This window comes from Nocardia sp. NPDC050799 (assembly GCF_040654015.1).
GTDB lineage: Bacteria > Actinomycetota > Actinomycetes > Mycobacteriales > Mycobacteriaceae > Nocardia.
Window position 1 is genome coordinate 1 of record NZ_JBFAHF010000026.1, and the last position, 22,530, is coordinate 22,530.

Sequence of the window (22,530 nt, forward strand, 5' to 3'; positions counted from 1 at the left end):
ATACTCAACACGCTCGCGCTGTTTTATGGTGAGCGGATAACTGGGAATTAAACGGAACGGTCACTGTTCCGCCCACAAAAATTCTGACACTCTCGTCAGCGATGTTCAGCCGGAATGGCGTCCATATGGATCCGTTCGGACGCCGTCCGGTTGGCAGCTCAAGGCTTTGCGCGGAGTCCGGTGAGGATGAGGGTGATGACGCGGTCGGCGACGTCGGGGGTGTGGCTTTGCACGGCTTGGCAGCCGACGATGATCGCTTTGGCCTCCCGGACGGTGAGGTCGGGTCGGGCGGTGCCGGCCTGTTGTGCGGCGGTGAGGAGTTCGCCGAGCAGGGAGAGGAATTGGGCTTCGGCGGCGGGGGCGAGTTCGTCGAGGTCGATACCATCGCCGGCGATGACCTGGTGCAGGCCTTGATCGGCGGCACCCCAGTCCACGGCCATGGCCTGGATGAACCCGAACAGCGCTTCAGCGGGTTCGCCGGCGTCGAGCAGGGTGCGCCCCGCGGTGACGATTTGCTGGAGGCGGTGTTCGATGACCGCGGCGAATAGCGCGTTCTTGGTGGGGAAGTGCCGGTAGATGGTGCCTGCGCCGAGACCGGCACGGCGGGCGATCTCATCGATGGGGACCGACAGCCCTTCGGCGGCGAAGGTCGCGTACGCGGTTTCGAGCACCAGTTCCCGGTTGCGGGCCGCGTCGGCGCGTAGCGGTTTGGCGGGGTCGCCCATCGAAGCACCTCCTGCGCGCCACCTCACCATCAAACGGGGCGCGCGTTCCGTATAGTCGAACATAAGCGGGGCCCTCGCCCCGGTTCGATTTTATCGAGGAGCAGCCATGGGCAAATGGAGCACCACCGATATCCCCGACCAAACGGGTCGCACCGCGATCGTGACCGGCGCGAACTCCGGGCTCGGCTTCGAAACGGCCTCCGCGCTCGCGGCCAAGGGCGCCCGCGTGGTGCTGGCCGTGCGCAACCTCGACAAAGGCAAGGCCGCGGTCGACCGGATCACCGCGGCGATCCCGGGCGCACACCTCGAACTGCAACAACTGGACCTGGGATCGCTGGCCGGGGTCCGCACTGCGGCAGAGGAGCTGAAGGCCGCGTATCCGCACATCGATCTGCTGATCAACAACGCGGGGGTGATGTATCCGCCGAAGGAGAAGACCAGCGACGGTTTCGAGCTGCAGTTCGGTACCAACCACCTCGGGCATTTCGCCCTGACCGGCCTGCTGCTCGACCGGCTGCCGGCCGTGGCCGGGTCGCGGGTGGTCACCGTCAGCAGCATCGGGCACCGTATCCGTGCCGCGATCCACTTCGACGATCTGAACTGGGACAACGGATACAGCCGTATCGGCGCCTACGGCCAATCCAAGCTCGCGAATCTGCTGTTCACCTACGAACTGCAGCGCCGCCTGACCGCCACCGGACAGAACACGCTCGCCGTCGCCGCCCACCCGGGCGGGGCGAACACCGAGCTGGGCCGCCACCTGCCCGCAGTGCTGCGGGTGCCGGCCATGAAACTGATGTCACAGTCCGCGCAAATGGGCGCCCTGGCCACGCTGCGCGCCGCAACCGACCCTGAGGTGCGGGGCGGGCAGTACTACGGGCCCAGCGGCCCCGGTGGTATCCAGGGCCATCCCATACGCGTCGAGTCGAGCAAGCAGTCCCACGACACCGATCTGGCGCGGCGGCTGTGGCAGGTCTCCGAAGAACTGACCGGCGTCACCTACTCCATCGACTGACCACGGCCGCCACGAACCACACGAACCCACGAGTAACAGGAAACAGTGCGCATCATTATTTTCGGCGCCACCGGCATGGTGGGCCAAGGAGTCCTGGAAGCATGCCTGCGCGCGGACGCGGTCGCCGAAATCCTCGCCATCGGCCGCACGCCGACCGGCCGCACCCATCCGAAACTGCACGAGATCGTCCACCAGGACTTCGCCGATTTCACCGCCCTGCAGACCCGGCTCACCGGCTACGACGCCTGCTTCTTCTGCCTGGGCACCTCGGCACTGGGCATGAGCGAAACCGACTACCGCACCATCACCTACGACTTCACCCTCGCCGCCGCCCACGCACTACTGGGCGCCAACCCCGACCTTGCCTTCTGCTATGTCTCCGGTGCCGGCACCGACGGTACGGGCACCTCTCGCATGATGTGGGCCCGGATCAAAGGAGAAGTCGAGAACGCCCTACTCGACCTCACCCTCCGGGCATACATGTTCCGGCCGGCGTTCATCCTGCCGCTCCCCGGCACCACGGCGAAAACCAAGACATACGTCCTGCTCTACCGGATCGTCACACCGCTGGCTCCGCTACTCCGGCGAATAGCGCCACGTTATGTCACCTCCAGCCTCCGCCTCGGCGAAGCCATGCTCGAGACCACCCGCGCCGGGGCGCACCAGCGAGTCCTGGAAACCGCCGATATCAACGAAATCGCCGCCTCCCGGATATGACCACATCACCACGGACCCTGTTGCCCACCTAACTCCGGAACTCACGCATCGGGGATGCCCTCACCGAAAACCGAGTGAGGGCATCCCCGGCCGGCCTGTTCATCAAATGAAGCATCTTCAACACTTGCCCCATGATTCATAGCTGGTCAGCGATGTTCATCCGTCGATTTCATCCAAGAAGCCCCGGAGCCTCTCGCGCCATCGCCGGCTCCCGCATCCGGTGTCGGCCGATTGCGGGCGAGTGGGTAGATGGGCCGGGCGATTTCCGAACAGATAGTCTCGGAAAGCCCCCGGATACTCGTCCAAATCCTGTTGGTCGAAAGACCGAGATTGCGTCGGGTCGAACCATTCGTTCGGTGTCGGGTGCCGCGCGATCGTGTAGTCGAGCGCTTCGCGCACCATATCCCCGTAGACCGAATTCCCCGTTCGCGGCTCAGGGTTTCCGTGTTGATCACCGCCGGTCAGCGGAAGGTGCCGGCGACCAGGCGCGTTGTCACGTTGATCCGGTTCCAGGCGTTTACCGAGGCGATCGCCGTCACCAGCGCAGCCAGCTCCTCATCGGCGAAATGGGCGGTGGCGCGCTCCCATACCTCGTCGGGAACGCCGTCCGAGTTGTCGGTGATTCGGGTGACCGCCTCGGTCAGCGCCAGGGCCGCGCGTTCGGTGTCGGTGAAGAAGGGCGTATCACGCCAGGTCGCCACCGACCACAGTCGTTCGTCACGTTCACCCACCTTCTGCGCATGGTGTGAATGCATATCGGTGCAGACCGAGCATCCGTTGATCTGGCTGGCCCGGATGCGGATGAGCTCCAGAAGATTTCGGGGAATCCCGCTGCTGTTGACGTACTCCTCGACGGCATTCAATCCTCGGTAGCCGTCGCGGGCGAGCTTGTAGACATTACTCATTCGTGCCTGCATTTTTTTCCAACCTTTCTTGATACATAATATCCAGAATCTGCTCGTAGGGAGCCTGCGTGCAGTAGTCGAGAAGCCCTATAGTTCGGCGAGCCGGCGGCGGGTTATCGCGGGGGCGTCGGGATCGCGGTCTTCTACATCGGCCTTGATGCCCCCGATGGTTCGACCGGCGAGGGCCCGCCGCCACTCCAGGTCTGCGTGCCGCATCGCTTGGGAGACAAGGCATTCCAGACTGTAGTCGACGTCCTTACGCCCACCCGGCCCGCGCTTCATGAGCTGCTGACACTGGAACGCGTTCTGCGAACCCTCGATCGCCGTCACGATATCGAGCAGCGTGATTGCGTCCGGGTCGCGTGCGAGGCGGAAGCCGCCGCGCGGTCCCGACGACGAGGTGAGGATCTCTGCCCGGACCAGTGCCTGCAACTGCTTGTTCAGGTACGCGGCGGGCAGATCGAAATATGCGGCGAGCCTGGCTGCCGAGACTGCCTCACCGGACTCGGTCCAGCCCAGATTGAGGCACGTGTGGATCGCCCACTCGACACCCTCACTCATCTGCATATTCTGGATATTACGCATCTAGGATATGCGGATCAATATTCGCCGCCGCAACCAGAACCGGCGGTGCCCTTTCCAGTGCATGGTCCGCCACCGCAGGCGTAGCCGCAGTCGCTCGAATCTGTGCGCGGTCAGTGTTCATCAATCGATGCATCCCTGGATGCCGACGGGAGCAATCATTGCTGGTCAGCGATGATTGCTTGGTCTGTCTCGTCCCAGCACCGCCTTTTCATGCGGCCAGTTGACGGCCGGAGGCGCATTCCGATATCAAGCCCGGCACGTCAGTGACCCCGTCGGGGGATCGAGTCGCGAAACTATCTGCGGTAGCGTCGGCGCGACTCAGGCGATTCAGGCTCTCGGGTTACAGATGGGCTGCTGCCGGTACTGCTTTGCGCCGAAGTTCCTCGAGCCTCGGGAAGTGGCTACCTCCCCCAGGGGCCGAGCGCATGCCGGGGATTCGAGGAGCAGTGCAGCGCGCCCGGGTATGCTCACCTGATCCCGAAACTCTCCTGGCCTGTGGGGGTTCCGAGGTCCGTGTGGTTCTCTTCTGTTGTGTCCTGCTCTGCCTCGGGAGGTCGTCGTGCGTGTCGGTCGATTGGTATCGGTTCTCGCCGCGGTGATGCTCGCCGCGCTCGTCACCGGCGGGGGCCCTGCCGCCGGACAGAGCGATTACGCGCAGACCGGGCTCACCCTGCACAACCAGTACCGGGCCAAGCACGGCTCCCCGGCCATGACCTTGACCCAGAACCTGAACAACCAAGCCCAGAAATGCGCGCAGTACTACGCCGCCAAGAGAACGATCGATCACAGCTGCCCCTACAAGAGCGGGGCCGGGGAGAACCTCGTCGGGGGACAGGGCAGCTGGGACGCTATCTCCTTTGTCCAGATGGGCACGCAGATGTGGTACGACGAGATCAAGGACTACGACTTCAACACCCCCGGATTCAGCGCGAGGACCGGGCATTTCACGCAGTTGGTGTGGAAGGCCAGCACCCGACTCGGTATCGGGTACGCCTCGGAGGGCGGCTGGACTGTCGTCGTCGGTCTCTACAACCCACCCGGCAACGTGGAGGGGCAGTACCCCCAGAACGTGCTGCGGCCGCGCTGAGCCGGGTCTGTCCACGGCGATCCTCTCGGCCGTAGCGTGACTGTTCCCGTAGATATTCCTCGACTCCGTTATGTGGCCTTGTCGTTGGTGGCTCTTCGGTGACGGAGTCGACGGCGACGATCAGGCGCCGGCCCGGCACCGTGTTCGCCTCTGCCAGCCCAGTGAAATCGGTGTCGGGATCGGTCATTCCGAGGAGGCGCTGGTAGAACTCGGCGGCGGCTGGTGGATCTGCACTCAGATGTTGTAATCGCCGCGGCGCCGCCCTGGTCGCCCGCGGATGCGTCCACCCCCTCTGCGGTGCCCGCCGCCGCCACAGTGACACTGCCGCGCCGAACGGATCGATCAGTGTCGCGATCCGGCCGTCGTCCCCCGCATCGAAGGGCGCCACCAATAGTCGGGCGCCGGCCTCGACTGCGGCCGCGACCCGCGCGTCCACTTCGTCGACCGCCAGGTAGCAGGCGATGTGTGCGGGTGTCCCGGGCGGATAAATAGCTGTAGTCACGTCACTGAGACCGCCGATGCGGTGCTCGCCCACCCGAATGACGGTAGCCCGCCGCCACGAGTCCCGGTCGATCTCGACAGACCAGCCCAGCGCGCAGGTAGTGCTGGTGTGGCGCATACCGATCCAGCAGTGCCGGCCGCGGTGGTGGCGGTCACGCATCCGGCGCCCACCGGGCCGTATTCTGTTCTCCGGGATCCCGCGGATGACCCGCCCGCGGAAACGCAAGAATGCAGACAACCACTCCGGGTTCACGGTCATCGACCCCGGCGGGAACTGGATCGAGTCCAGGCGATATGAACTCGAAAAGCCGATCGGAAGCCTGTTCCTGGTCAAGGCTGGCTTTCCCGGACCGCCCAGGTCGAGCAGACGGGGAAGCAGCGTCATCGCGGTACTGGGGCGTCGCACCCTGGTTGGCACGTTATGGGCAGCTTGTTACGGTTATGTCGTGTTGGGTAGCAGCTCTCGTCTCGAACTCAGGATCAATCGTCTCGAGCGCAAACTCGATCTGATCATGCAGCATCTGAAGATCGAGGATCCCGAGTCCCTCGATTTCACCGAAATCGATGATCTGCTGCGCAGGGACAAGAAGATCGAGGCGGTCAAGCGTTTCCGCGCACTGGACCCCGCCGCCGGTTTGAAGGAAGCCGTCGCCGCTGTGGAGGCACGAGCGAGAACCCTCTGACCGGAGAACCTGCGCCGCTACATCAAACCGTCGCCCGAAACGATGCGGGAGCTCACCGGCCTCATCGGCCCGGGAACCGACCTACGCCGATGACCGACTGGCAGATCTCTCATATCCTCCCGAGACTCGGCGAACAACACTGGGACCATCCCTGGGCCGGCGCGGCCGCTCCCTGCAGGCATTGATCTCGATCGTGGCCGATCTGCGCCGCCGCGGGGCTGCGGAGTTCCGGCGGCGCGCCCCGTCGAACCAGCAGACCAGGGCGAGAATATTCGCACGGAATCCGGCGCCGAGTGGACCGGGTGCTCTGGCACCTGCTCTCCGAGTCCTCGGCCCGCGCGGAGGAGATGCTGATGCTCGACGTGCCCGACCCGGACACCGCCAACCGGTGCGCGGGGTCTCCTCGCGTGGCAGACCGGCACCGCCCGGCTGCTGCCGAGACTCCCGCCGGCCGAAAGTCCGGTCCGGTGTTTCTCACCGACCGCAAGGCCCGCCGTCGGGATGGGTGAGTATTGAGACATCTATCCCGTTGTACGGCGCCGCATTCTCATGCCCTGTGCTCATGGAGTTGGCTCGCTGCCGACACTGTGACCTGGGGTGGGACGTCCGCGATGGCATAACGAGCGTGTGACTTCACCGATGTAGGTGGTCCGTTCGACTTTCCGTTGTGCGAAGCGGCATTTTATGTCCTCTCCGGCGGGCCAATAGCGTCGAATTCATGGAATGGAATTTTCGATCGGCAGCAGAACTGTTGGCGGCGTTGCGGGCCGGTGAGGTGACCTCGGTGGAACTGACCGACGAGGCGATCGCTCGTATCGAGCGGGACGACATGGTGATCAACGCGATCTGTGTACCGGACTTCGACCGAGCGCGGGCCGCCGCGCGCGATGCCGACCAGGCGCGCGCCCACGGCGAGGACAGGCCGTTGCTCGGTATACCGGTGACGGTCAAGGAGTCCTACAACATGGCCGGGCTGCCCACCACCTGGGGCATTCCGCAGCACGCGAACTATGTACCGGACGAGGACGCGGTACAGGTGTCACGGCTGAAGGCCGCCGGCGCGGTGGTGCTCGGTAAGACCAATGTGCCGCTGATTCTGCGAGATATCCAAAGCTTCAACGATATCTACGGCACCACCAACAATCCGTGGGATCACGGCCGCACGTCGGGTGGGTCGTCCGGCGGTTCGGCGGCGGCCCTGGCGTCCGGATTCGGCGCGCTGTCCATAGGCTCCGACCTCGCCGGTTCGCTGCGCACCCCCGCGCATTTCTGCGGCATCTACGCACACAAGCCGACACTCGGACTGGCGCCGACCCGCGGCATGGTCGCGCCGCCCGCGCCGGCCTTGCCGATAGACCTCGACCTCGCCGTCGTCGGCCCGATGGCGCGCACCGCCCGCGACCTCACACTGCTGCTCGACGTCATGGCCGGACCCGACCCGCTGACCCACGGCGTCGCCTACGACATCGCACTGCCGCCCGCGCGCCACGAGCGGCTGGCCGACTTCCGTGTCCTGATCATCGAGGACCATCCGCTCATTCCGACCGGATCGGCGGTGCGGGCGGGCGTGAACCGGGTCGCCGAGGCGCTCGTCGACGAGGGCGCCCGCGTCGAACGGCGCAGTCCGCTGCTGCCCGACCCGACCGAAGCGGCGACCCTCTACATGCTGCTCATGCTGTCGAACGCCGCCGCGAGTCTTCCCGTCGACGTCTACGAACAACTGCGGACCCACACCGCCGCCCTGAGCGCGGACGACGGGAGTCTCGATGCGGCGCGGCTGCGCGGCATGGTGCTCAGCCACCGCGACTGGGTCGAGGCGAACAATCGTCGCGAACTTCACCGCCACCGCTGGCGGCAGCTCTTCGCCGAGTTCGACGCCGTGGTGTGCCCCATCACTCCCACTCCCGCCTTCCCGCACGACCACAACGGAGGTCTGGAGGACCGGCACATCGATATCGACGGCGTCGAGTACCCGTACTTCGACCAGCTCGTCTGGGCTGGTATGGCCACCATGCCCGGCCTGCCCGCCACCGCCATACCCGCGGGCCGGTCTCCCGGGGGGCTGCCGGTGGGAGTGCAGCTCATCGGTCCGATGTTCGAGGACCGCACCCCGCTGCGGCTGGCCGAACTGCTCGAGCAGAAGATCGGCGGCTTCCGGGTACCGAAGTAGGGCGTACTACCGGGAGGTCGGCTCTCCGGGGCGAAGGCGCAACGCTCGACGGACTTCGTTGCGCGCTCGCCGTAGGCGTGCCCGGTCCACCTTCAGAAGAGAGGGACCATCTCGGGGACGCACACGGGGACAGTAGTCGGCGGCGTCGAGGGACACCCGTGGCGCGGACCCGGGCCGGGCTGCGCGGGCGGTGCCGCGCTCCGGCCGCCGGTGTCCGACCACGTCGGTGTGGCCTCGGGCGGCCGGCCCGGCACGGCTAATGGGCGGCGATCCGCCGGAGTTTGGCATTGACGAATTCGCCCATTCCCCAGCGCCCCAGCTCCCGACCGTATCCGGAACGATTCACCCCGCCGAACGGCAGACCGGGCAGTGTCGTCCCGTGTTCGTTGATGTAGGCCATTCCGACATCGAGTCGATCGGCGACCTCGGCGGCCCGTGCGGTATCGGTGCTCCACACCGATCCGCTGAGGCCGAATTCGACATCGTTGGCCAGGCGCACCGCTTCATCGGCCGAGGACACCCGGTAGACCATCGCGGCCGGGCCGAAGATTTCCTCCGAGTACGCGTCCATCTCCGGGGTGATACCGGTGAGAACGGCGGGTGCGAGGAACGCCCCGCCGCCGTCCAACGGCTTACCGCCGGTGTGCAGGGTCGCCCCCTGCCGCACGGCGGTGCCGATCTGGTCGGCGACGGTGTCGCGCGCGGTGACCGAGGACAACGGCCCGACTTCGGTCTCCGGGTCCGACGGATTGCCGACGACCGCGCGCTCGAACTCGGCCACCAGCCCCCGGACGAAGTCGTCGTAGAGATCGTCCAGGACGATGAAGCGTTTCGGCGAGTTGCACGCCTGACCGGCGTTGGACAGGCGCGCCCGGGCGGCGACGCGCACCGTTTCCGCCATATCGTCGGTGTCGAGCAGGATGAACGGGTCGGAACCGCCGAGTTCGAGAACCGACTTCTTCAAATTCTTCGCCGCCGCGGTCGCGACCGCGGCGCCCGCCCGTTCGCTACCGGTCAGCGACACCCCGCGGATCGCCGGATGCGCCAGGAGTTCGGCGATCTGACCGGAACTCGCGTACACGTTGATATACGCGTTCTCGGGGACCGACGCCTCGTGCAGCACATCGGCCATGAGTTTCGACGAGGCCGCGCAGATCGAGGCGTGCTTCAGAATAATCGAATTACCCAGCAGCAGGTTCGGCGCGGCGAAGCGCGCCACCTGGTAGTAGGGATAGTTCCACGGCATCACGCCGACGAGCGGCCCGATCGGCAAGCTCTGGACCACCGATTCCGCGGCGCCCTGGGGGTCGAGCCGCTCGGTGGTCAGCAGATCGGGGCCGTGCTCGGCATACCAGCGGTAGATATCGGCGGCGAGTTGCACTTCCTCGGCCGCCTCCTGCGCCGGTTTACCCATTTCCTTGGTAATGGCCGCGGCCAGCTCGGTCGCGCGTTCCTCGTACAGGTCCGCGGTGCGTGCCAGCGCCCGGGCGCGTTCGGCCACCGGGGTGTGGCGCCATTCCTCGAATCCCTCGGCCGCACGTTCGGCGACGACGGAAATCTGGTCGTCGGGCAGCCCGGGGAATTCTTGTTCGGTAGTACCTGTGGTCGGGTTCGTCGTCACATAAGTACTCATGTCACGATGCTACGGATCCGTGGCGTGAGTGACAGGTAGGCCGATTTTGTTATATCGATCCGTTCGTGACCTGTGAACTCGGTATCCGTCCCGGATCCTTTATCGGGCGCGGCCGGCCGGGCACGCTCGTTCGGCGCCACCGCCGCCGGACCGGCGTCCAGGGTTTCGCACCGAGCACCGCCGTGACCGCGGTACCGGTACCGGTACCGCGGTCACCCGGACCATCATCGATACGTCGGCTGTATCGGTGCGCTCGGCTCCGTCCCCAGATCCGAGCCGGGGAAAGAGTGTAGAAGTCGCTACGATTCCGTCCATTGATTCCGGGCCGCGTTTCTCTGTGCAGGTGAGAAGGCCGACGATCGTTTCTGTCGCAATATGTAAGTTTCTGTTCAGCAATTCTGTAGCCGAACTGTGTTGGTTGTCGCGGGCCGGCCGGGCACGCTGGTATCCGTGACCCCGAAACCAGCGGAGTACCGCGTCCCGATCTTGTGCCGTACCTAGGGCGCGGCTATCTCGGACAGACCGACTTCGAAACGCCGGTCGTGTTTGTCGACCGTCCAGCGCTGGGCATCGTAGAGCCACCAGCGTTCGATTTCGAGCAGATAGAAACGGCGCGGGCCGTCATCTCGGAACGTGTCGATGGGCAACGCCCAGTGTGCGCGCTCGCCGGCGTCGGGAAAGTTCGTCACGTAGTAGTACTCGTGGAATTCCGGTAGCTCCGCGGCGCCGACCTCCCGGCAGCTGCCGGCGAACTGGGCGCCGTCGACCGGAATCCCGGCGGGTGCTTCGGCACCGGACAGCCCGGTCACGAACATCGTTCCCGAAACACGCGGGCGCGCGGTGAGGTTCACGGAATGCTCGGCATCGCGCAGCGAATACCACACCAGCTGGAGCGGCCGGTACCGTGCCACGAAGTTCACTGTGGCGGCCCACGGCCCGTCCGGTCCCTCGGTGGCGAGCGTGCAGAACCGGGCTCGATCGAGCAGGTACCGGCTGCGTTCGGACGCGGAGCGGAAAGCTCCGGCCGCGGGAGCGGATCGAGCTGTGTCGCGACCCGGGAGCGGAACGGAGATCGGCGGATCCGACAGAATCCTGGAGTCGATGATGTCGTACCACTCGTCCTGGCCGGTCCGGCGCCGCTCCCACTCCGGGTCCGTGGAACGTCGGTGCACTTCCCGCCGGTAGCGGCCCCAGGCCGCTTCGTCGGCGAAGGTGACCTTGTGTTCGAGGCAGTGCACGTGATCGCCGATCGTGACGGTGTGCCAGGTCGTATCCAGGACCATGTCCAGCCCGTCGTAGAACCACAGCTGGCGATCGGCGATCCAGCGCCAGAACGCGGCGAGGTCGGCCCGGGCCTTGGGGGTCGGTGCGAATCGGTAGACGAGGTGCAGCATCGTTCTCCTGTCCGGTCAGTCGAGAAAGTCGAACCATCGGTGGTCGAGGAGCGCAGCGTAGTCGCTGAACCCGTCGCGATATCCGGCCGCGAATTTGCGGTTGTGCGCCTCGACGGTGTGTGGATGCGGGCGGTCCCGGTCGAGGAGGACGACGGCCGCGAGCGGTTCGAGGGTGGCGCCGCGGCGGACTTTCGCCTCCAGCGCCGACGTAGACAGGTGTACCCGGCGCAGGCCGTGTGCCCGGGCGTAGGCGACGGGAGCGTGGCAGGTGGTGACGAAATAGGCCGCACCGGCGCGGCCCGCCGATTCGTCGGCGCCGAAGTAGCGGCCGTGCAGACTGCTGCCGTGGCGATAGCAGATGGCGGCGGCCACCAGGGTGCCCTCGCGCCGGCACAGCAACGTCGCGGCGGCCGCGTCGAGACCGACTCTGCGTTGCGCGTCGAATATCCGGCGCATCCAGGCGACTCCGCCGGTGCTGCCGTGTTTGGCCCGGGTGTTCGCGATCAGCGGAGCCACCCGATCGGCGGTCTCGGCGGTGAGGCCGGTCCACTCGAGCGTGTGCCCGGTCGCGGCGAAATCGCGCAGTTCCCGGCGCCGCCGTTTCCGGTTGTGGCCGGTCGCCCCAGGCCGGTGATCCTGTGCCGGATCCCGCGGAATGTGCACGGTGGCCTCCGCCGAATGCAGCAGTAGCGAGGCCTGCGGGTGGGTCGCGGCCAGTTCCCGCGCTGTCTCGACAGGGAGGTAGGGGACTATCACGCGGTCCCGGCGGCGCTCGCGCGCGTGGTCCACCGCGGCGGCCAGCAGACGCCGCAGTGTGGCACTGCGCGAAGGACCGGTTTCGGACAGCACACCGTTACGGACCGCGCGTCGCGCGCCCGCCCACAGCAACTCGGCTCGGCCGAGTTCGGGAACGTGCGGGAAGAGCGCCGGCAACCGGAACAGAGAGCCGTCCGCGTGGCTCGCGTCCCACAGCGGCAGCGCCGCGGCGAGTACGCCCGCTCGGCGGACGACCACCGCCGAATGCGGGGACACGGCTTCGTCGAGATGGCGCAGCCAGGCGTGACCGCAGAAGAGATCACCCGGTGCCACCAGGCTGTCCCATTCGGTCGCGGCAACCGATCGGACAGCCTCGACGGCCGTTCTGAGCATGAAGCATTCCCTCGAAGCGAGACAGGACGCGACGACCATAACCTGCGTTATCCACCAGCCCCTCGATGTCTTTCCACACGTGGGGAGGTGGGTGCGGAGAAAGAGGGCCGATCCGGCAATTTCCCGGCAGCCGCTCGGCACCCAGTCGTCGATACGCCGGGAATCGAGTGGGTGGCCGCGGAACGGGCCCTACATCTCCTCCGGCGGGAGGATTCGCCGGCTGGTTCCGCGTGCCGGCTCAGCTACCGCTACCGGCGGTAGTGGTAGTGACCGTGAGGACAGCGATGGTGACGGCCTGTATTTCCTGGATCGCCCTGCGGACCGCCGGGCCACCCCACTCGCCCTCGCTGATCGCCTTACCGCGGCGGCGGACCGCGCGTTTGTCCGCCTCGGGCAACAGTTTCGGCAGTAGATCGACAGCGTGCAGGATGGAGATCAACGCGGCGGTGCGGTCGTCGGGGGTGGTGTCGTCGAGTACGGCGGCGCGCAGGCGCGCTTCGACGCCGGCCTTCGCACCGCCGGGCGCCGGTTTCCAGACCGTGGTGGGAAACAGTTTCCACACTTTGCCGTGGACCTCGGTGATCTCGCCCGCGTCGGCGAGGTCCCGGAGCAGAGCTTCGCGCAGGTCCTGGGAACGGCTGCGCCACGACCCGTAGCCGCCGACCTTGTGGACGGCGTCCTTGGGTTTACGGCCGTCGGATACCGCCACGAGCTCGGCGAGGCGCGGATCGCCGGATCCGGCGCCGGTGGCGACGAGCCGTCCCTTCTTCGCCCCCGACTCATCGGCTTCGGTGAGCCGCAGCGCGCCGTCGAGGGTGAGTTCCACGATCGCGGCACCGGCCAGTGCGGTGGTCAGCTGAGTGGCGCCGACGCGGGCTCTACCGGTCTCGTTGTCGTAGGCCAGCAACAGGAATTCTTCCGCGATCGTCACCGCCCCGACCCTGCCAGGCTCCGCGGATCCGGGCAAGAAGTGCGGAAGTGGCGGTGTACGCCCCATTCGGTCAGGCGCTCTCGCGGGCGACGATCCGGTACCCGACGTCCACCCGCGCCGATGACCGGTGTCGGGACCGCCACCGATATCGGGGTCCATCCGCGTTCGACTCGGAACAATTCGGAACCCGGAGTGGTGCTGCTGATCTCGTCCGCCGGGTAGGTGGTTGTGCCCGGACCGAACTCGAAGATTGCCGGCGTGCGAACCCGCCGCTACTTCACTGATAGCCGACAGAGTAAACAATCTGAGCTATGAACTTGAATGGATTTCCGCTGTCGACGACGCTACTCATAGTGAGTATTTGATTTGAGACCTGTTCCGCGGGGCCCGACGGAAGGTGGAGGTCGCCGAATCCGACGTGGGAGTAATCATCGGAATCGGATGGAACACTCCCGGTGTCGTCCTCATGAGCAGATACCTTGACCGATATAGATATCTCCGAACGACGGGACTTTCTCTAAACCGGTGTCCATCTGCATCGTAGACGGGATTCCGATAACCTGTGTTCCCGAATCGACGGTGGCGCCGAACGATTGCGTATTGCTCGAGTTCGGTCCTCGTCGGACCACCAGACTGAATGTTGCTTCACCCGAGGACAGGTCATCGCTGTCGTCGATGATGAACAGGTCGGCAAGCTTCACCTGCACGCGCCTGCGTTTCAGGGTCAACTGCGCCGGCGGCCCACTCGGGGCGAGACTCCATACGAAATCCCAATAACCCTGTGAAGTCCACGCGAGTACCACGAAATAGTATTCGTTCCCTGGAAGAAGGGGGTCGTGCCCAGATCTATAAGGTCGGTTCGTGGTGTGGAGCCGACAACTCGAAGTCCGGAGCCGGGCCGCCGAACGGCACGACCCGCTCCCACACTTCGACCACCGACCCCTCGGGAAAGATTTTGAACTGAGCCTTGCCATTCCATGCGACTTCGCCCTCGTCGAAATGCTCCAATGAACCCATGGCACGTCTCCGTTACGTATAGACGAGTCGATCATCGGCTCCGCAGGCGCATAACCTACTGTGCAAGCGACCTCGGTCCGCGCATTGAAGCTGGTGTGTTGCGCTACCCAGCTACCCGCTTCGGGCAATCGGATATCTAGTCGAACGGTGACCCATCGGCCGCGCAACGGGTGTCCTCGGGCGGGAGGTCGCCGGTGAACAGATACTCCCGTTTGACCAGTTCGGTGCAGGTGCTGGGCACGTACATACTGCTGTGGCCCACCCCCTCGGTGACCACGACCCCGGCGCGGGCCAGCTGTGCGGCGCCGTCGTAGGCGCCGGCCAGCGGTGTGGCCGGATCGAACCTGTTGTTGAGCACCAGGATCGGCGCGGCGGTGGGCCGGTTCCACGGTCCGGTGTACCGGTCGGCGGCGCGAGCGTGCCAGAACGCGCAGGTGATACTGCTGAACACAGCGACCCGGCCGAAGTACGGCACGCGCTGGTCCTCCGATACCGCGGCGCGACTGTAGACGCCGAGGTCGGTGGGCACGATGCTGTCAGTGCACTGGATCGCGTGGTAGGCCTCGGTGCGGTTGCCCATGGCGGACGCACTGGCCGGCAGCCGGCCCGGGAGGGCGGTGCCCGCGTCGAACAACCGCTGCAGCAGTGCGGCGAGGTCGGGGAAGGTGGACGGTTGCGACAGGCCGGCGGCCGCGTTGACGATCGTCGAATACGTCCACGCGCGGCCGTCCAGTTCGATGGGGGCCGGCCGGGCCCGCTCGGCGAGTGCGGTCCACTTCAGTTTCGGATCGCCCGCGGAGAACGCGCAGCGCGGACCGGCCTCCGAACACTGGCGGAGGAAAGCGTCGAAGGTGGCGGAGAGGGCGTCGGCCACGTTCTGCCGGGTGTCCAGCGGCACCTTGGCGCCCTGCCCGTCGTGGCCGTTGACATTGCCCTCGAAGTCCATCGATCCGTCGAACACCATGGCCCGGACCCGGCCGGGGAACATATTCGCGTACACGGCGCCGACCTGGGTGCCGTAGGAGATGCCGTGATAGGTGAGCAGGGGGTCGCCGACCGCGCGGCGCAACAGCTCGAGATCGCGTGCGGTGTCGGCGGTCGACGCGTGGTTCAGGATCGGCCCCGCCTGCTGCGCGCAGCGCTCGGCGAACCGGGCGGACCAGTCGTAGAAGGGCGGCTCCTCGGCCGGGGTGGCCGGCATCGCCGGCATGGCGGCGAGGAAGGCCGTCTGTTCGTCCTCCGTCGGAAAACAGTGCACCGGGGCGCTCCGCGACACCGCACGGCTGTCCCATGAGACCACGTCGAATCGGGCTCGTAGTTCCTCGGAGAAAAGCCACGGCCACCGGGCTCGTTCGCGCAGCCGGTCGACCCCGGACGCGCCGGGCCCGCCGAAGTGCACGAACAGGGTGCCGATGCGCCGGCCCGGATCGGTGGCGGGCAGCTTGATGACCGCCAGCTCGATCCGGTCGTCCCGCGGCCGGTGGTAGTCCAGCGGCACCTGGGCCGTCGCGCACTGGAACCCGTCCTGGCAGTCGGACCAGTGCAGCGACGGGGTGTCCGCCGATTCGGCGGTGCGGTCGAGATAGGGGTCGGTACCGTCCTCGGCCACGGCCGGCGCCGGCGCACCGAGGACTCCGGCACCGACCGCGAGCGCCAGTACGGCGCGCCGGACCCGATGCACTGTGTGGGCTCCGAAACGCAGATCCAATCCAGGGCCCTTCTCGGTACGGCGTCACGAACCGAATGATCCTGTCACACCGGCGAATTCCGTGCCGGACGGTGTCCCGTGGTGGCCGGTGCGTCGGCTCGCGAGCCGCTGTCCGGCCGGGTGACCGGTAGCCCGTCGCGGGCCCTCAGGCCTCTGCGGCACCGTGATCGCCGGATCGGGCGGCGTCGTCGCGGCGTCCGGCGATCCCGTGGAGCAGCAGATCTTCCAGCGACGCGGCGAAACCGTCCAGATCGTCGATATCGCGGATACACATGGCGAACAGGGCCGCGCCCGCGATGGTGTCCAGCAGGGTGTTCGCATCCGCGACGGGGCCGGTGGCAGTGCGGGCCGCCGACAGATAGTCCGACAACTCCTGCCGGGTGGGCGTATCCAGCCGGGCCGAGAGTTTCTCGTACAGGCTCGGATCCGCGCGCATATCGGACATGAGGCCGGGCATGGCCGCGCGGGCTTCGGCCGAGCCGAACAACTGGATCGTCCCGCGGATCACCTTGCGCACCTCGGTGACCAGGTCGGGGGCGACCTCCGCGGTGCCGACATCCGGGAACACGGCCTTGGCGATCAGGTGTGCCTTGGACGGCCAGCGCCGGTAGATCGCCGGCCGGCTGACGCCCGCCCGGGTGGCGATCGCGTCGATGGAGGTCGCGGTGTAACCCCGCTCGACCAACAGATCGCGGGCGGCCTCGAGTACCGCCCGGTCCACGGCGGGATCGCGGTGCGGGCCCAGACGATGGCGTGCGGTCACAGAATCGGTCCTTGTTCACCGGAGCGGGAGTCGTTACAGTCTGTCACAACATAGCCGTTACACGGTGTAATCGCTGCCTACTGGGAGGAGCGGGCGTGTCCGCTGACCCCGCCATCGCCGACCGGGCCTATCGGCCGGTACCCCTGCTACAGGACAGAGTCGTCGTGATCTCGGGCGTCGGTCCCGGTCTGGGCACCGCGCTCGCCATGGAGGCCGCCGCCATGGGTGCCCACCTCGTGCTGGTGAGCCGAACCGAACGCAAGCTCGAGCGGCTGGCCGAGAAGATCCGGGCGGACGGCGCGACGGTGGTGCCGGTCCCGGCCGATATCACCGACGAGGAGCAGCGCGCCCGCCTGGCCGAGCGGGTACAGGCCGAATTCGGGCGGGTCGACTGCCTGATCAACAATGCCTTCGCCATACCGCCCATGGACCCGATCACCGGGATCGATCTCGCCGCGCTGCGCGCCGCCAACGAGACGAACGTCTTCGCGCCGCTGCGTCTGTCGGCACTGTTCGCGGACGCGCTCGCGGCGACCCGCGGCTCGATCATCATGCTCAACTCGTGCGTGTCCTACAGTTCGCAACCCGAGTACTCCGGGTACAAACTGTCGAAAGGCGCGCTGACACATCTCGCCTCGTCGCTCGCGACGGAGCTGGGTCCGCGCGGTATCCGGGTCAACAGCGTCGCACCCTCGTACGTGTACGAGGACATCAACAAGGCGTACTTCGACTGGCTGGCCACACAGGCCGGAGTGACCCACGACGATATCTACCGCGAGAAGGCCGCGCCCACGGACCTGTTGCGCCTCGCCGGACCGGAAGAAGTCGCCCGCGCGGCACTTTTCCTCGCCAGCGATCTGGCCAGCGCGGTCACCGGGCAGATGCTGACCGTGGACTGCGGCGAATTCCATCGTTGACCGGGTGAGGAGCAACCATGACCGAGGACAAGAAGCGGATCGTGCTGTGGGGGACCGGCACCGTCGGATCGATGGTGCTGGCCGAAGTCCTGCGCCACCCGCGATTCGAGCTGGCCGGCGTCGGCGTGAGCAACCCGGCGAAGGTCGGCCGCGACGCCGGTGACCTGTGCGGCGCCCCGGAAACCGGGACGGTGGCAACGGATTCGATCGACGAATTGATCGCCCTGCGACCCGACGCGGTGGTGCACTACGGCCCCACCGCCCAGTTCGCCGACGAGAACATCCGGGTGATCGAAGCATTCCTGCGTGCCGGAATAGATGTGTGTTCCACCGCCATGACGCCCTGGGTCTGGCCGGCGATGGACAAGACCCCCCGCGCCTGGCGGGACCCGATCACCGAGGCCTGCCTGGCGGGCGGGGCCTCCTGTTTCACCACGGGTATCGATCCGGGGTTCGCCAACGACCTGTTCCCGATGACCCTGATGGGTCTGTGCGGTGAGGTGCAGTCGGTGCGGGCCTCGGAGTTGCTGGACTACACCGATTACGAGGGCGACTACGAATTCGAGATGGGTATCGGCAAACCACCGGAATTCACCGCCCTGCTCGAACATCCCGATCTGCTGATCATGGCGTGGGGTCCGACCGTGCCGATGATCGCCGACGCCGCGGGGATACAGCTGGACAGCATCACCACGACGTGGGACAAGTGGGTCACCCCCGTGGACCGCCCGTCGGCGAAGGGCACTGTCCGGGCGGGCACGGTCGCGGCCATCCGGTTCACCGTCAACGGTATCCACCGCGGCCGCGAGGTCATCACCCTCGAACACGTCAACCGGATCGGTCACGGTGCCGCGCCGGACTGGCCGTCGGGCACCCGCGACGACGTCTACCGCGTGGATATCATCGGCAGCCCATCGATTTCGCAGGAGACCTCGTTCCGTTTCACCGACGGTTCGGGCCGTACCCCGGCGATCGCGGGCTGCCTGGCCACCGGTATGCGCGCCCTCAACGCCGTCCCGGCCGTCAACGAACTGCCGCCCGGCTGGGTCACGCCCCTCGATCTACCGCTGATCGCGGGGGCGGGCACCATTCGCTGAACCGGCCGGGACGGGTTCGCCGAACGTGCCCGGACGCACGCGGCGGTCCGTGTCGCGCCCTCCGGCCCGGTTCGCGCAGCGGCTGTACGAGATCACCGCCTCCCGCCGGACTGCTCGGGTGAATAGTCCGGCGACGGCCGCCGGGGCCTCACTTCTCGTGCTCGCCCCGCCGCGGGCGGCCGTAGCCCGGAGTCGTCCCGACCGGCGACAACCGGCCCGCGCTCACGGGTGCCGCTGGTTCAGGAACCCGGTGACCACGCTGTAGTAGTCGTACGGGCGTTCCTCCTGCAGGTGGTGGGAGGCCCGGTCCATCACGTAGAGATGTCCGTGCGGGATCATGCGCGCCAGCATCAGCGGGTAATCCGGGGTGAGGAACGCGTCGTGCATACCCCAGGCGAACAGTACGGGCGCCTGGATCGACCCGAGTTCGGCCGTCAGGTCCTGCCAGTCGCCGCGCGGATTGTCCGAACGCGCCGCCAGCGCGATCTCCTCGGGGTCCAGACTCTGCCGATAGCGCATATCGAGCGTCTCCTCGGGCAGCTCGGCGCGGTCGAACCATTCGAGCCGGGTGATGAGCTCACGCATCTTCTCCCGGGTGGGGCCCGCACCGCCGTAGTAGATATCGCGGGCGTTGCGGCCGCGGCGCCCGCCTTCGGGCAGCGGCGCGAGCGGCCCGTAGAACACCGGCATACTGCCGGTGATCACCAGGGAGCGCACCCGCTCGGGGTATTTCGCGGCGAGGTTCAGCGCGATCGTCCCGCCCCAGGAGTTGCAGACGAAATCCGCCCGGGGGATCGCCAGCTCGTCCAGCAGGGCCACCGTTTTCGCGGCGTGGAAATCCCACATCGGGCCGGTGATGGTGCATTTGTCCGAGCGTCCGTACTGCAACAGGTCCACCAGGATCGCGCGGCGGTCGCGGGCGAACAGCGGGGCCACCGGGCCGAAGTCCGACCAGGCGGTGCAGCCTGGGCCGCCACCGTGCAGGAAGAGGGCCGGTGAACCCGCGCCCAGATCGTGGTAGTGGAACGTGACGCCGGACGCCGTGGCGTACAAGCTGTTCGGTGGAGATGCCATACGCCCACCTGACCCGACACCCGCGCGGAGACAAAGTACCGCGGTCCGCTGGCCGGTCCCGGCCTGTTGCCGGGTGGTGCGGGGCCTCCTAGCGTCGGCCCATGACAGACGAACTGGAGACCGTCCACGCCCGGGCCACAGCACTGCTCGGCACCGTGGAGCGCCGGGAGCTGGGCCGGGTGCGCGCCGCGGAGGCCGTTGCCTTCGCGCGCGCGTGCGCGGAGGACGACCCGCGCTATCTCGATACCGATCACCCCGCGTTCGCGGTGCACCCGCTCTATCTGCCGAGTCTGCTGCGCGGGCCGCGGGGCGCGCGGGACGACGAGTACCGTGCCGACGGCATGTTCGCCGACGAAGTACCGGGCACAGCCGGTCTGGACGTGCGCCTCATGGCGGGCGGGCAGAGCATCGACATCCACCGGCCGCCGCCGCTCGGGGAGCAGATCGAGGTACACCGGACGGTGGAGCGGGTCGAGTGGAAGGGCCGGGCGGACGGCCGTTTCGTATTGATCACGGTGCGGAAGAGCTACCGCGCGGCCGCCGCCGGGCCGCTGGCCTCGGTAACCGAAAAGTTCATCGTCCGATGACCGGGTCACATGTGGTGAGCCCCGGGGGCATCGTCGCACCGGTCGAACTGCGGACCGACCCGGTGCGCGTCCAGCGTTTCGGCGCCGCCACCCACAACGCGCACCGTATCCACTACGACACCCTGGCCGCCCGTGCGGAGGGTCTCGACGGCGCGGTGGTCATGGCGCAACTGCACGGCACGCTGTTCTTCCGCGCGGCCGCCCGTTTCGCGGGTGATCCCACGGCGGTGCGATCGGTGGAATGGCGGAACCGGGCGCCCGCCACGGTGGGTACCACACTCACCGTCACCGGTGTGGTCGGCGACGTCACCGGTGACACGGTGACCCTGCACCTCGAAGAACACGACGAGACGGGGACCCTCTGCGCGGCGGGGCGGGCCGTGATCCGGCTCGGGTCGGATCCGGTCTGCTGAGCGAACCCGATCCATTGGGTCGCGGCGTCCTCCGGCCCAAGATCGGTGCACCGGACGATCTCGCTTCGAGAGGAACGCATATGACTGGTGTGGAGGCACCGGAGACCCGGCCCACGCTCCCGGAGCGGGCGCGGGCGGCCGGCCGGCAGGATTGGACGGCCTGGCCGTACTACGACAAGGCGGGCAGCGGCTACCGCGGCTACTGGTACCCGGTGACGTGGTCGAACCACATCACCGGAAAACCGCGCAGCTATACGATCTGCGGCGAAAAGCTGGCGCTGATCCGCGACGCGGGGACCGCCTATGCCCTGCACGACCGGTGTCCCCACCGGGGTGTACCCCTGTCGGAGGGCGATCAGCAGTTCCCGGGAACCGTCAGCTGCCCGTACCACGGCTGGACCTTCCGGCTGACTGACGGCAAGCTCGCCGCCGTCATCACCGACGGACCCGATTCGAAGGTGTGCGGCAAGCTGTCGGTGCAGACCTACCCGGTGGCCGAACGACTGGGACTGGTGTGGGTGTACATCCCGATCGGCAGCGAGCCGGCGCCGCCGATCGACGACCAGCTGCCCCGCGAACTGGTGGAGAACGAGGGCATCGTGGGCGGCCGGATCCAGCCGCGCCGCGGGAACTGGCGCTTCGCGTGCGAGAACGGTTTCGACGAGGGGCACGCGAAGTACCTGCACCGCACGTCGCTGTGGCGGTTGTTCAAACCCATGCCCACCTGGAACATCACCCGGATCGTGCCCGAGGGCCGCTGGATCTTCCGAGTCCAGGACGAGGTGCACTGGGAGGCCGATTTCCCCGGCGTCGGGAAGTGGACCAACAAACGCTGGTGGAAGAAGAACCCCGACGAGACCCGTATCTCCCAGGTCGGCAATGTAGGAGCCGGGCTGAAGACGAACCCGGTGATCGAGGCGCAGAAATTCCCGGGCTTCGCGTCGCTGTCCATGCCCGGTGTGCTGCGCATCGCGTACCCGAACTTCATCCACTACGAGTTCTACGTTCCGGTGGACGACGAGCGGCACAACTATGTGGGGCTGATGGTCAACTTCGTCACCGGCGTCCGCAAGCTGGGTTTCTGCGCGAAATATCTGGGTGCGATCCGCTGGCTGTTCCACGGCCAGTTCTCCGGCCAGGACGAATGGATGGTGAGCGTCACCGACGCGCCGCCGGAGAAGCTCTACCGGCCCGATATCTCGCTCACCGCGTGGCGCAACCTCGCCGAAGCGGAATACGCCGGCCGGATCGCCGAGGCCGTGACCCGCGAGCCGGCGAAACCGGTGCGGCCGGCCCGGGAACGTCGTGCGCGGGCCGCGGCCGCGGAGAAACCCGCATCGACCACGTCGAACGGTGCCTCGGGTACCGGGACCGCCGGCTCCGCCGAGGCGGAATAGCGAAGGAGGACATCATGGGCAAAATCTGTGGCGGTGTGCTGGCCGGGGTACTGCTGGCCGTC

Annotated in this window: 22 protein-coding genes; 10 read left to right on the forward strand and 12 right to left on the reverse strand. The window is 67.0% G+C overall.

What is annotated here, in order from left to right; translation table 11 throughout:
- Window positions 1–158: 158 nt before the first annotated feature.
- Window positions 159–725: a TetR/AcrR family transcriptional regulator gene (locus tag AB0H42_RS24305; protein WP_357059564.1), complete on the reverse strand. Its 567-nt coding sequence runs from the start codon at window positions 723–725 to the stop codon at window positions 159–161.
- Window positions 726–831: 106 nt separating this feature from the next.
- Here AB0H42_RS24305 and AB0H42_RS24310 point away from each other — a divergent pair, with 106 nt between their 5' ends.
- A complete protein-coding gene (locus AB0H42_RS24310) occupies window positions 832–1,740 on the forward strand; it encodes an SDR family NAD(P)-dependent oxidoreductase (protein WP_357059567.1) in 909 nt (302 codons plus the stop codon).
- A gap of 45 nt (window positions 1,741–1,785) precedes the next feature.
- On the forward strand, window positions 1,786–2,457 hold the full coding sequence (locus AB0H42_RS24315; protein ID WP_357059570.1) for an NAD-dependent epimerase/dehydratase family protein: 672 nt from the start codon (window positions 1,786–1,788) through the stop codon (window positions 2,455–2,457).
- Between the two features lie 461 nt (window positions 2,458–2,918).
- Here AB0H42_RS24315 and AB0H42_RS24320 read toward each other — a convergent pair whose 3' ends face one another.
- Window positions 2,919–3,374 carry a carboxymuconolactone decarboxylase family protein gene (locus AB0H42_RS24320; protein ID WP_357059573.1) on the reverse strand — a complete coding sequence of 152 codons (456 nt, stop codon included), beginning with the start codon at window positions 3,372–3,374 and terminating at the stop codon, window positions 2,919–2,921.
- 75 nt (window positions 3,375–3,449) lie between these two features.
- A complete protein-coding gene (locus AB0H42_RS24325; RefSeq protein ID WP_357059576.1) occupies window positions 3,450–3,923 on the reverse strand; it encodes an Rrf2 family transcriptional regulator in 474 nt (157 codons plus the stop codon).
- Window positions 3,924–4,506: 583 nt separating this feature from the next.
- Between AB0H42_RS24325 and AB0H42_RS24330 the strand changes: the two genes are divergently transcribed.
- The 3 genes from AB0H42_RS24330 (at window position 4,507) to AB0H42_RS24340 (ending at window position 8,388) form a co-directional block, all read left to right on the forward strand.
- On the forward strand, window positions 4,507–5,034 hold the full coding sequence (locus tag AB0H42_RS24330; RefSeq protein WP_357059578.1) for a CAP family protein: 528 nt from the start codon (window positions 4,507–4,509) through the stop codon (window positions 5,032–5,034).
- A 704-nt stretch (window positions 5,035–5,738) separates the two neighbouring features.
- Window positions 5,739–6,218, forward strand: coding sequence for a hypothetical protein (locus AB0H42_RS24335; RefSeq protein ID WP_357059580.1), 480 nt, complete (start codon window positions 5,739–5,741; stop codon window positions 6,216–6,218).
- Between the two features lie 718 nt (window positions 6,219–6,936).
- Entirely contained in the window at window positions 6,937–8,388 is a 1,452-nt protein-coding gene (locus AB0H42_RS24340; RefSeq protein WP_357059583.1) for an amidase, read from the forward strand.
- 256 nt (window positions 8,389–8,644) lie between these two features.
- Here the strand turns inward: AB0H42_RS24340 and AB0H42_RS24345 are convergent, their stop codons facing one another.
- From AB0H42_RS24345 to AB0H42_RS24380, 8 genes are all read right to left on the reverse strand, one after another.
- A complete protein-coding gene (locus tag AB0H42_RS24345; protein ID WP_357059585.1) occupies window positions 8,645–10,021 on the reverse strand; it encodes an NAD-dependent succinate-semialdehyde dehydrogenase in 1,377 nt (458 codons plus the stop codon).
- 497 nt (window positions 10,022–10,518) lie between these two features.
- Window positions 10,519–11,415 carry a pyridoxamine 5'-phosphate oxidase family protein gene (locus AB0H42_RS24350; protein WP_357059588.1) on the reverse strand — a complete coding sequence of 299 codons (897 nt, stop codon included), beginning with the start codon at window positions 11,413–11,415 and terminating at the stop codon, window positions 10,519–10,521.
- A 15-nt stretch (window positions 11,416–11,430) separates the two neighbouring features.
- The gene (locus AB0H42_RS24355) at window positions 11,431–12,564 is read right to left on the reverse strand and encodes a GNAT family N-acetyltransferase (protein ID WP_357059590.1); all 1,134 of its coding nucleotides are present in this window, start codon (window positions 12,562–12,564) and stop codon (window positions 11,431–11,433) included.
- Between the two features lie 238 nt (window positions 12,565–12,802).
- Complete coding sequence (locus tag AB0H42_RS24360; RefSeq protein WP_357059593.1) at window positions 12,803–13,495, reverse strand: GPP34 family phosphoprotein; 693 nt, start codon at window positions 13,493–13,495, stop codon at window positions 12,803–12,805.
- A 464-nt stretch (window positions 13,496–13,959) separates the two neighbouring features.
- Window positions 13,960–14,196, reverse strand: coding sequence for a hypothetical protein (locus AB0H42_RS24365; protein WP_357059595.1), 237 nt, complete (start codon window positions 14,194–14,196; stop codon window positions 13,960–13,962).
- Between the two features lie 145 nt (window positions 14,197–14,341).
- Window positions 14,342–14,512, reverse strand: a complete 171-nt coding sequence (locus AB0H42_RS24370) for a hypothetical protein (RefSeq protein WP_357059597.1) — start codon at window positions 14,510–14,512, stop codon at window positions 14,342–14,344.
- A gap of 136 nt (window positions 14,513–14,648) precedes the next feature.
- Window positions 14,649–16,220: an alpha/beta fold hydrolase gene (locus AB0H42_RS24375; RefSeq protein ID WP_357059599.1), complete on the reverse strand. Its 1,572-nt coding sequence runs from the start codon at window positions 16,218–16,220 to the stop codon at window positions 14,649–14,651.
- 145 nt (window positions 16,221–16,365) lie between these two features.
- Window positions 16,366–16,983: a helix-turn-helix domain-containing protein gene (locus tag AB0H42_RS24380; protein ID WP_357059601.1), complete on the reverse strand. Its 618-nt coding sequence runs from the start codon at window positions 16,981–16,983 to the stop codon at window positions 16,366–16,368.
- A 95-nt stretch (window positions 16,984–17,078) separates the two neighbouring features.
- On the opposite strand from AB0H42_RS24380, the gene AB0H42_RS24385 reads away from it, so the two are divergent.
- Together AB0H42_RS24385 and AB0H42_RS24390 are read left to right on the forward strand one after the other, a co-directional pair.
- Complete coding sequence (locus AB0H42_RS24385; protein WP_357059604.1) at window positions 17,079–17,900, forward strand: SDR family oxidoreductase; 822 nt, start codon at window positions 17,079–17,081, stop codon at window positions 17,898–17,900.
- Window positions 17,901–17,917: 17 nt separating this feature from the next.
- Window positions 17,918–18,997 (forward strand): dihydrodipicolinate reductase, encoded by a 1,080-nt coding sequence (locus AB0H42_RS24390; protein WP_357059607.1) that lies wholly within the window; start codon window positions 17,918–17,920, stop codon window positions 18,995–18,997.
- A 222-nt stretch (window positions 18,998–19,219) separates the two neighbouring features.
- Here the strand turns inward: AB0H42_RS24390 and AB0H42_RS24395 are convergent, their stop codons facing one another.
- Window positions 19,220–20,071, reverse strand: a complete 852-nt coding sequence (locus AB0H42_RS24395) for an alpha/beta hydrolase (RefSeq protein ID WP_357059610.1) — start codon at window positions 20,069–20,071, stop codon at window positions 19,220–19,222.
- Between the two features lie 101 nt (window positions 20,072–20,172).
- On the opposite strand from AB0H42_RS24395, the gene AB0H42_RS24400 reads away from it, so the two are divergent.
- The 3 genes from AB0H42_RS24400 (at window position 20,173) to AB0H42_RS24410 (ending at window position 22,468) form a co-directional block, all read left to right on the forward strand.
- Window positions 20,173–20,658, forward strand: a complete 486-nt coding sequence (locus tag AB0H42_RS24400; protein WP_357059613.1) for a hypothetical protein — start codon at window positions 20,173–20,175, stop codon at window positions 20,656–20,658.
- Entirely contained in the window at window positions 20,655–21,071 is a 417-nt protein-coding gene (locus AB0H42_RS24405) for an acyl dehydratase (protein ID WP_357059616.1), read from the forward strand. The genes AB0H42_RS24400 and AB0H42_RS24405 overlap by 4 nt, the downstream gene beginning before the upstream one ends.
- A gap of 80 nt (window positions 21,072–21,151) precedes the next feature.
- Window positions 21,152–22,468, forward strand: coding sequence for a Rieske 2Fe-2S domain-containing protein (locus AB0H42_RS24410; RefSeq protein ID WP_357059619.1), 1,317 nt, complete (start codon window positions 21,152–21,154; stop codon window positions 22,466–22,468).
- Window positions 22,469–22,530: the final 62 nt, after the last annotated feature.

Excerpts from the sequence above, each read along its gene's own strand:
- AB0H42_RS24310 (WP_357059567.1), top strand. The coding sequence starts at position 832 with ATGGGCAAATGGAGCACCACCGATATCCCCGACCAAACGGGTCGCACC.
- AB0H42_RS24395 (WP_357059610.1), bottom strand. The coding sequence starts at position 20,071 with ATGGCATCTCCACCGAACAGCTTGTACGCCACGGCGTCCGGCGTCACG.
- AB0H42_RS24305 (WP_357059564.1), bottom strand. The coding sequence starts at position 725 with ATGGGCGACCCCGCCAAACCGCTACGCGCCGACGCGGCCCGCAACCGG.
- AB0H42_RS24320 (WP_357059573.1), bottom strand. The coding sequence starts at position 3,374 with ATGCAGGCACGAATGAGTAATGTCTACAAGCTCGCCCGCGACGGCTAC.
- AB0H42_RS24340 (WP_357059583.1), top strand. The coding sequence starts at position 6,937 with ATGGAATGGAATTTTCGATCGGCAGCAGAACTGTTGGCGGCGTTGCGG.
- AB0H42_RS24335 (WP_357059580.1), top strand. The coding sequence starts at position 5,739 with ATGACCCGCCCGCGGAAACGCAAGAATGCAGACAACCACTCCGGGTTC.
- AB0H42_RS24370 (WP_357059597.1), bottom strand. The coding sequence starts at position 14,512 with ATGGGTTCATTGGAGCATTTCGACGAGGGCGAAGTCGCATGGAATGGC.
- AB0H42_RS24390 (WP_357059607.1), top strand. The coding sequence starts at position 17,918 with ATGACCGAGGACAAGAAGCGGATCGTGCTGTGGGGGACCGGCACCGTC.
- AB0H42_RS24405 (WP_357059616.1), top strand. The coding sequence starts at position 20,655 with ATGACCGGGTCACATGTGGTGAGCCCCGGGGGCATCGTCGCACCGGTC.
- AB0H42_RS24410 (WP_357059619.1), top strand. The coding sequence starts at position 21,152 with ATGACTGGTGTGGAGGCACCGGAGACCCGGCCCACGCTCCCGGAGCGG.
- AB0H42_RS24350 (WP_357059588.1), bottom strand. The coding sequence starts at position 11,415 with ATGCTGCACCTCGTCTACCGATTCGCACCGACCCCCAAGGCCCGGGCC.
- AB0H42_RS24345 (WP_357059585.1), bottom strand. The coding sequence starts at position 10,021 with ATGAGTACTTATGTGACGACGAACCCGACCACAGGTACTACCGAACAA.
- AB0H42_RS24325 (WP_357059576.1), bottom strand. The coding sequence starts at position 3,923 with ATGAGTGAGGGTGTCGAGTGGGCGATCCACACGTGCCTCAATCTGGGC.
- AB0H42_RS24400 (WP_357059613.1), top strand. The coding sequence starts at position 20,173 with ATGACAGACGAACTGGAGACCGTCCACGCCCGGGCCACAGCACTGCTC.
- AB0H42_RS24355 (WP_357059590.1), bottom strand. The coding sequence starts at position 12,564 with ATGCTCAGAACGGCCGTCGAGGCTGTCCGATCGGTTGCCGCGACCGAA.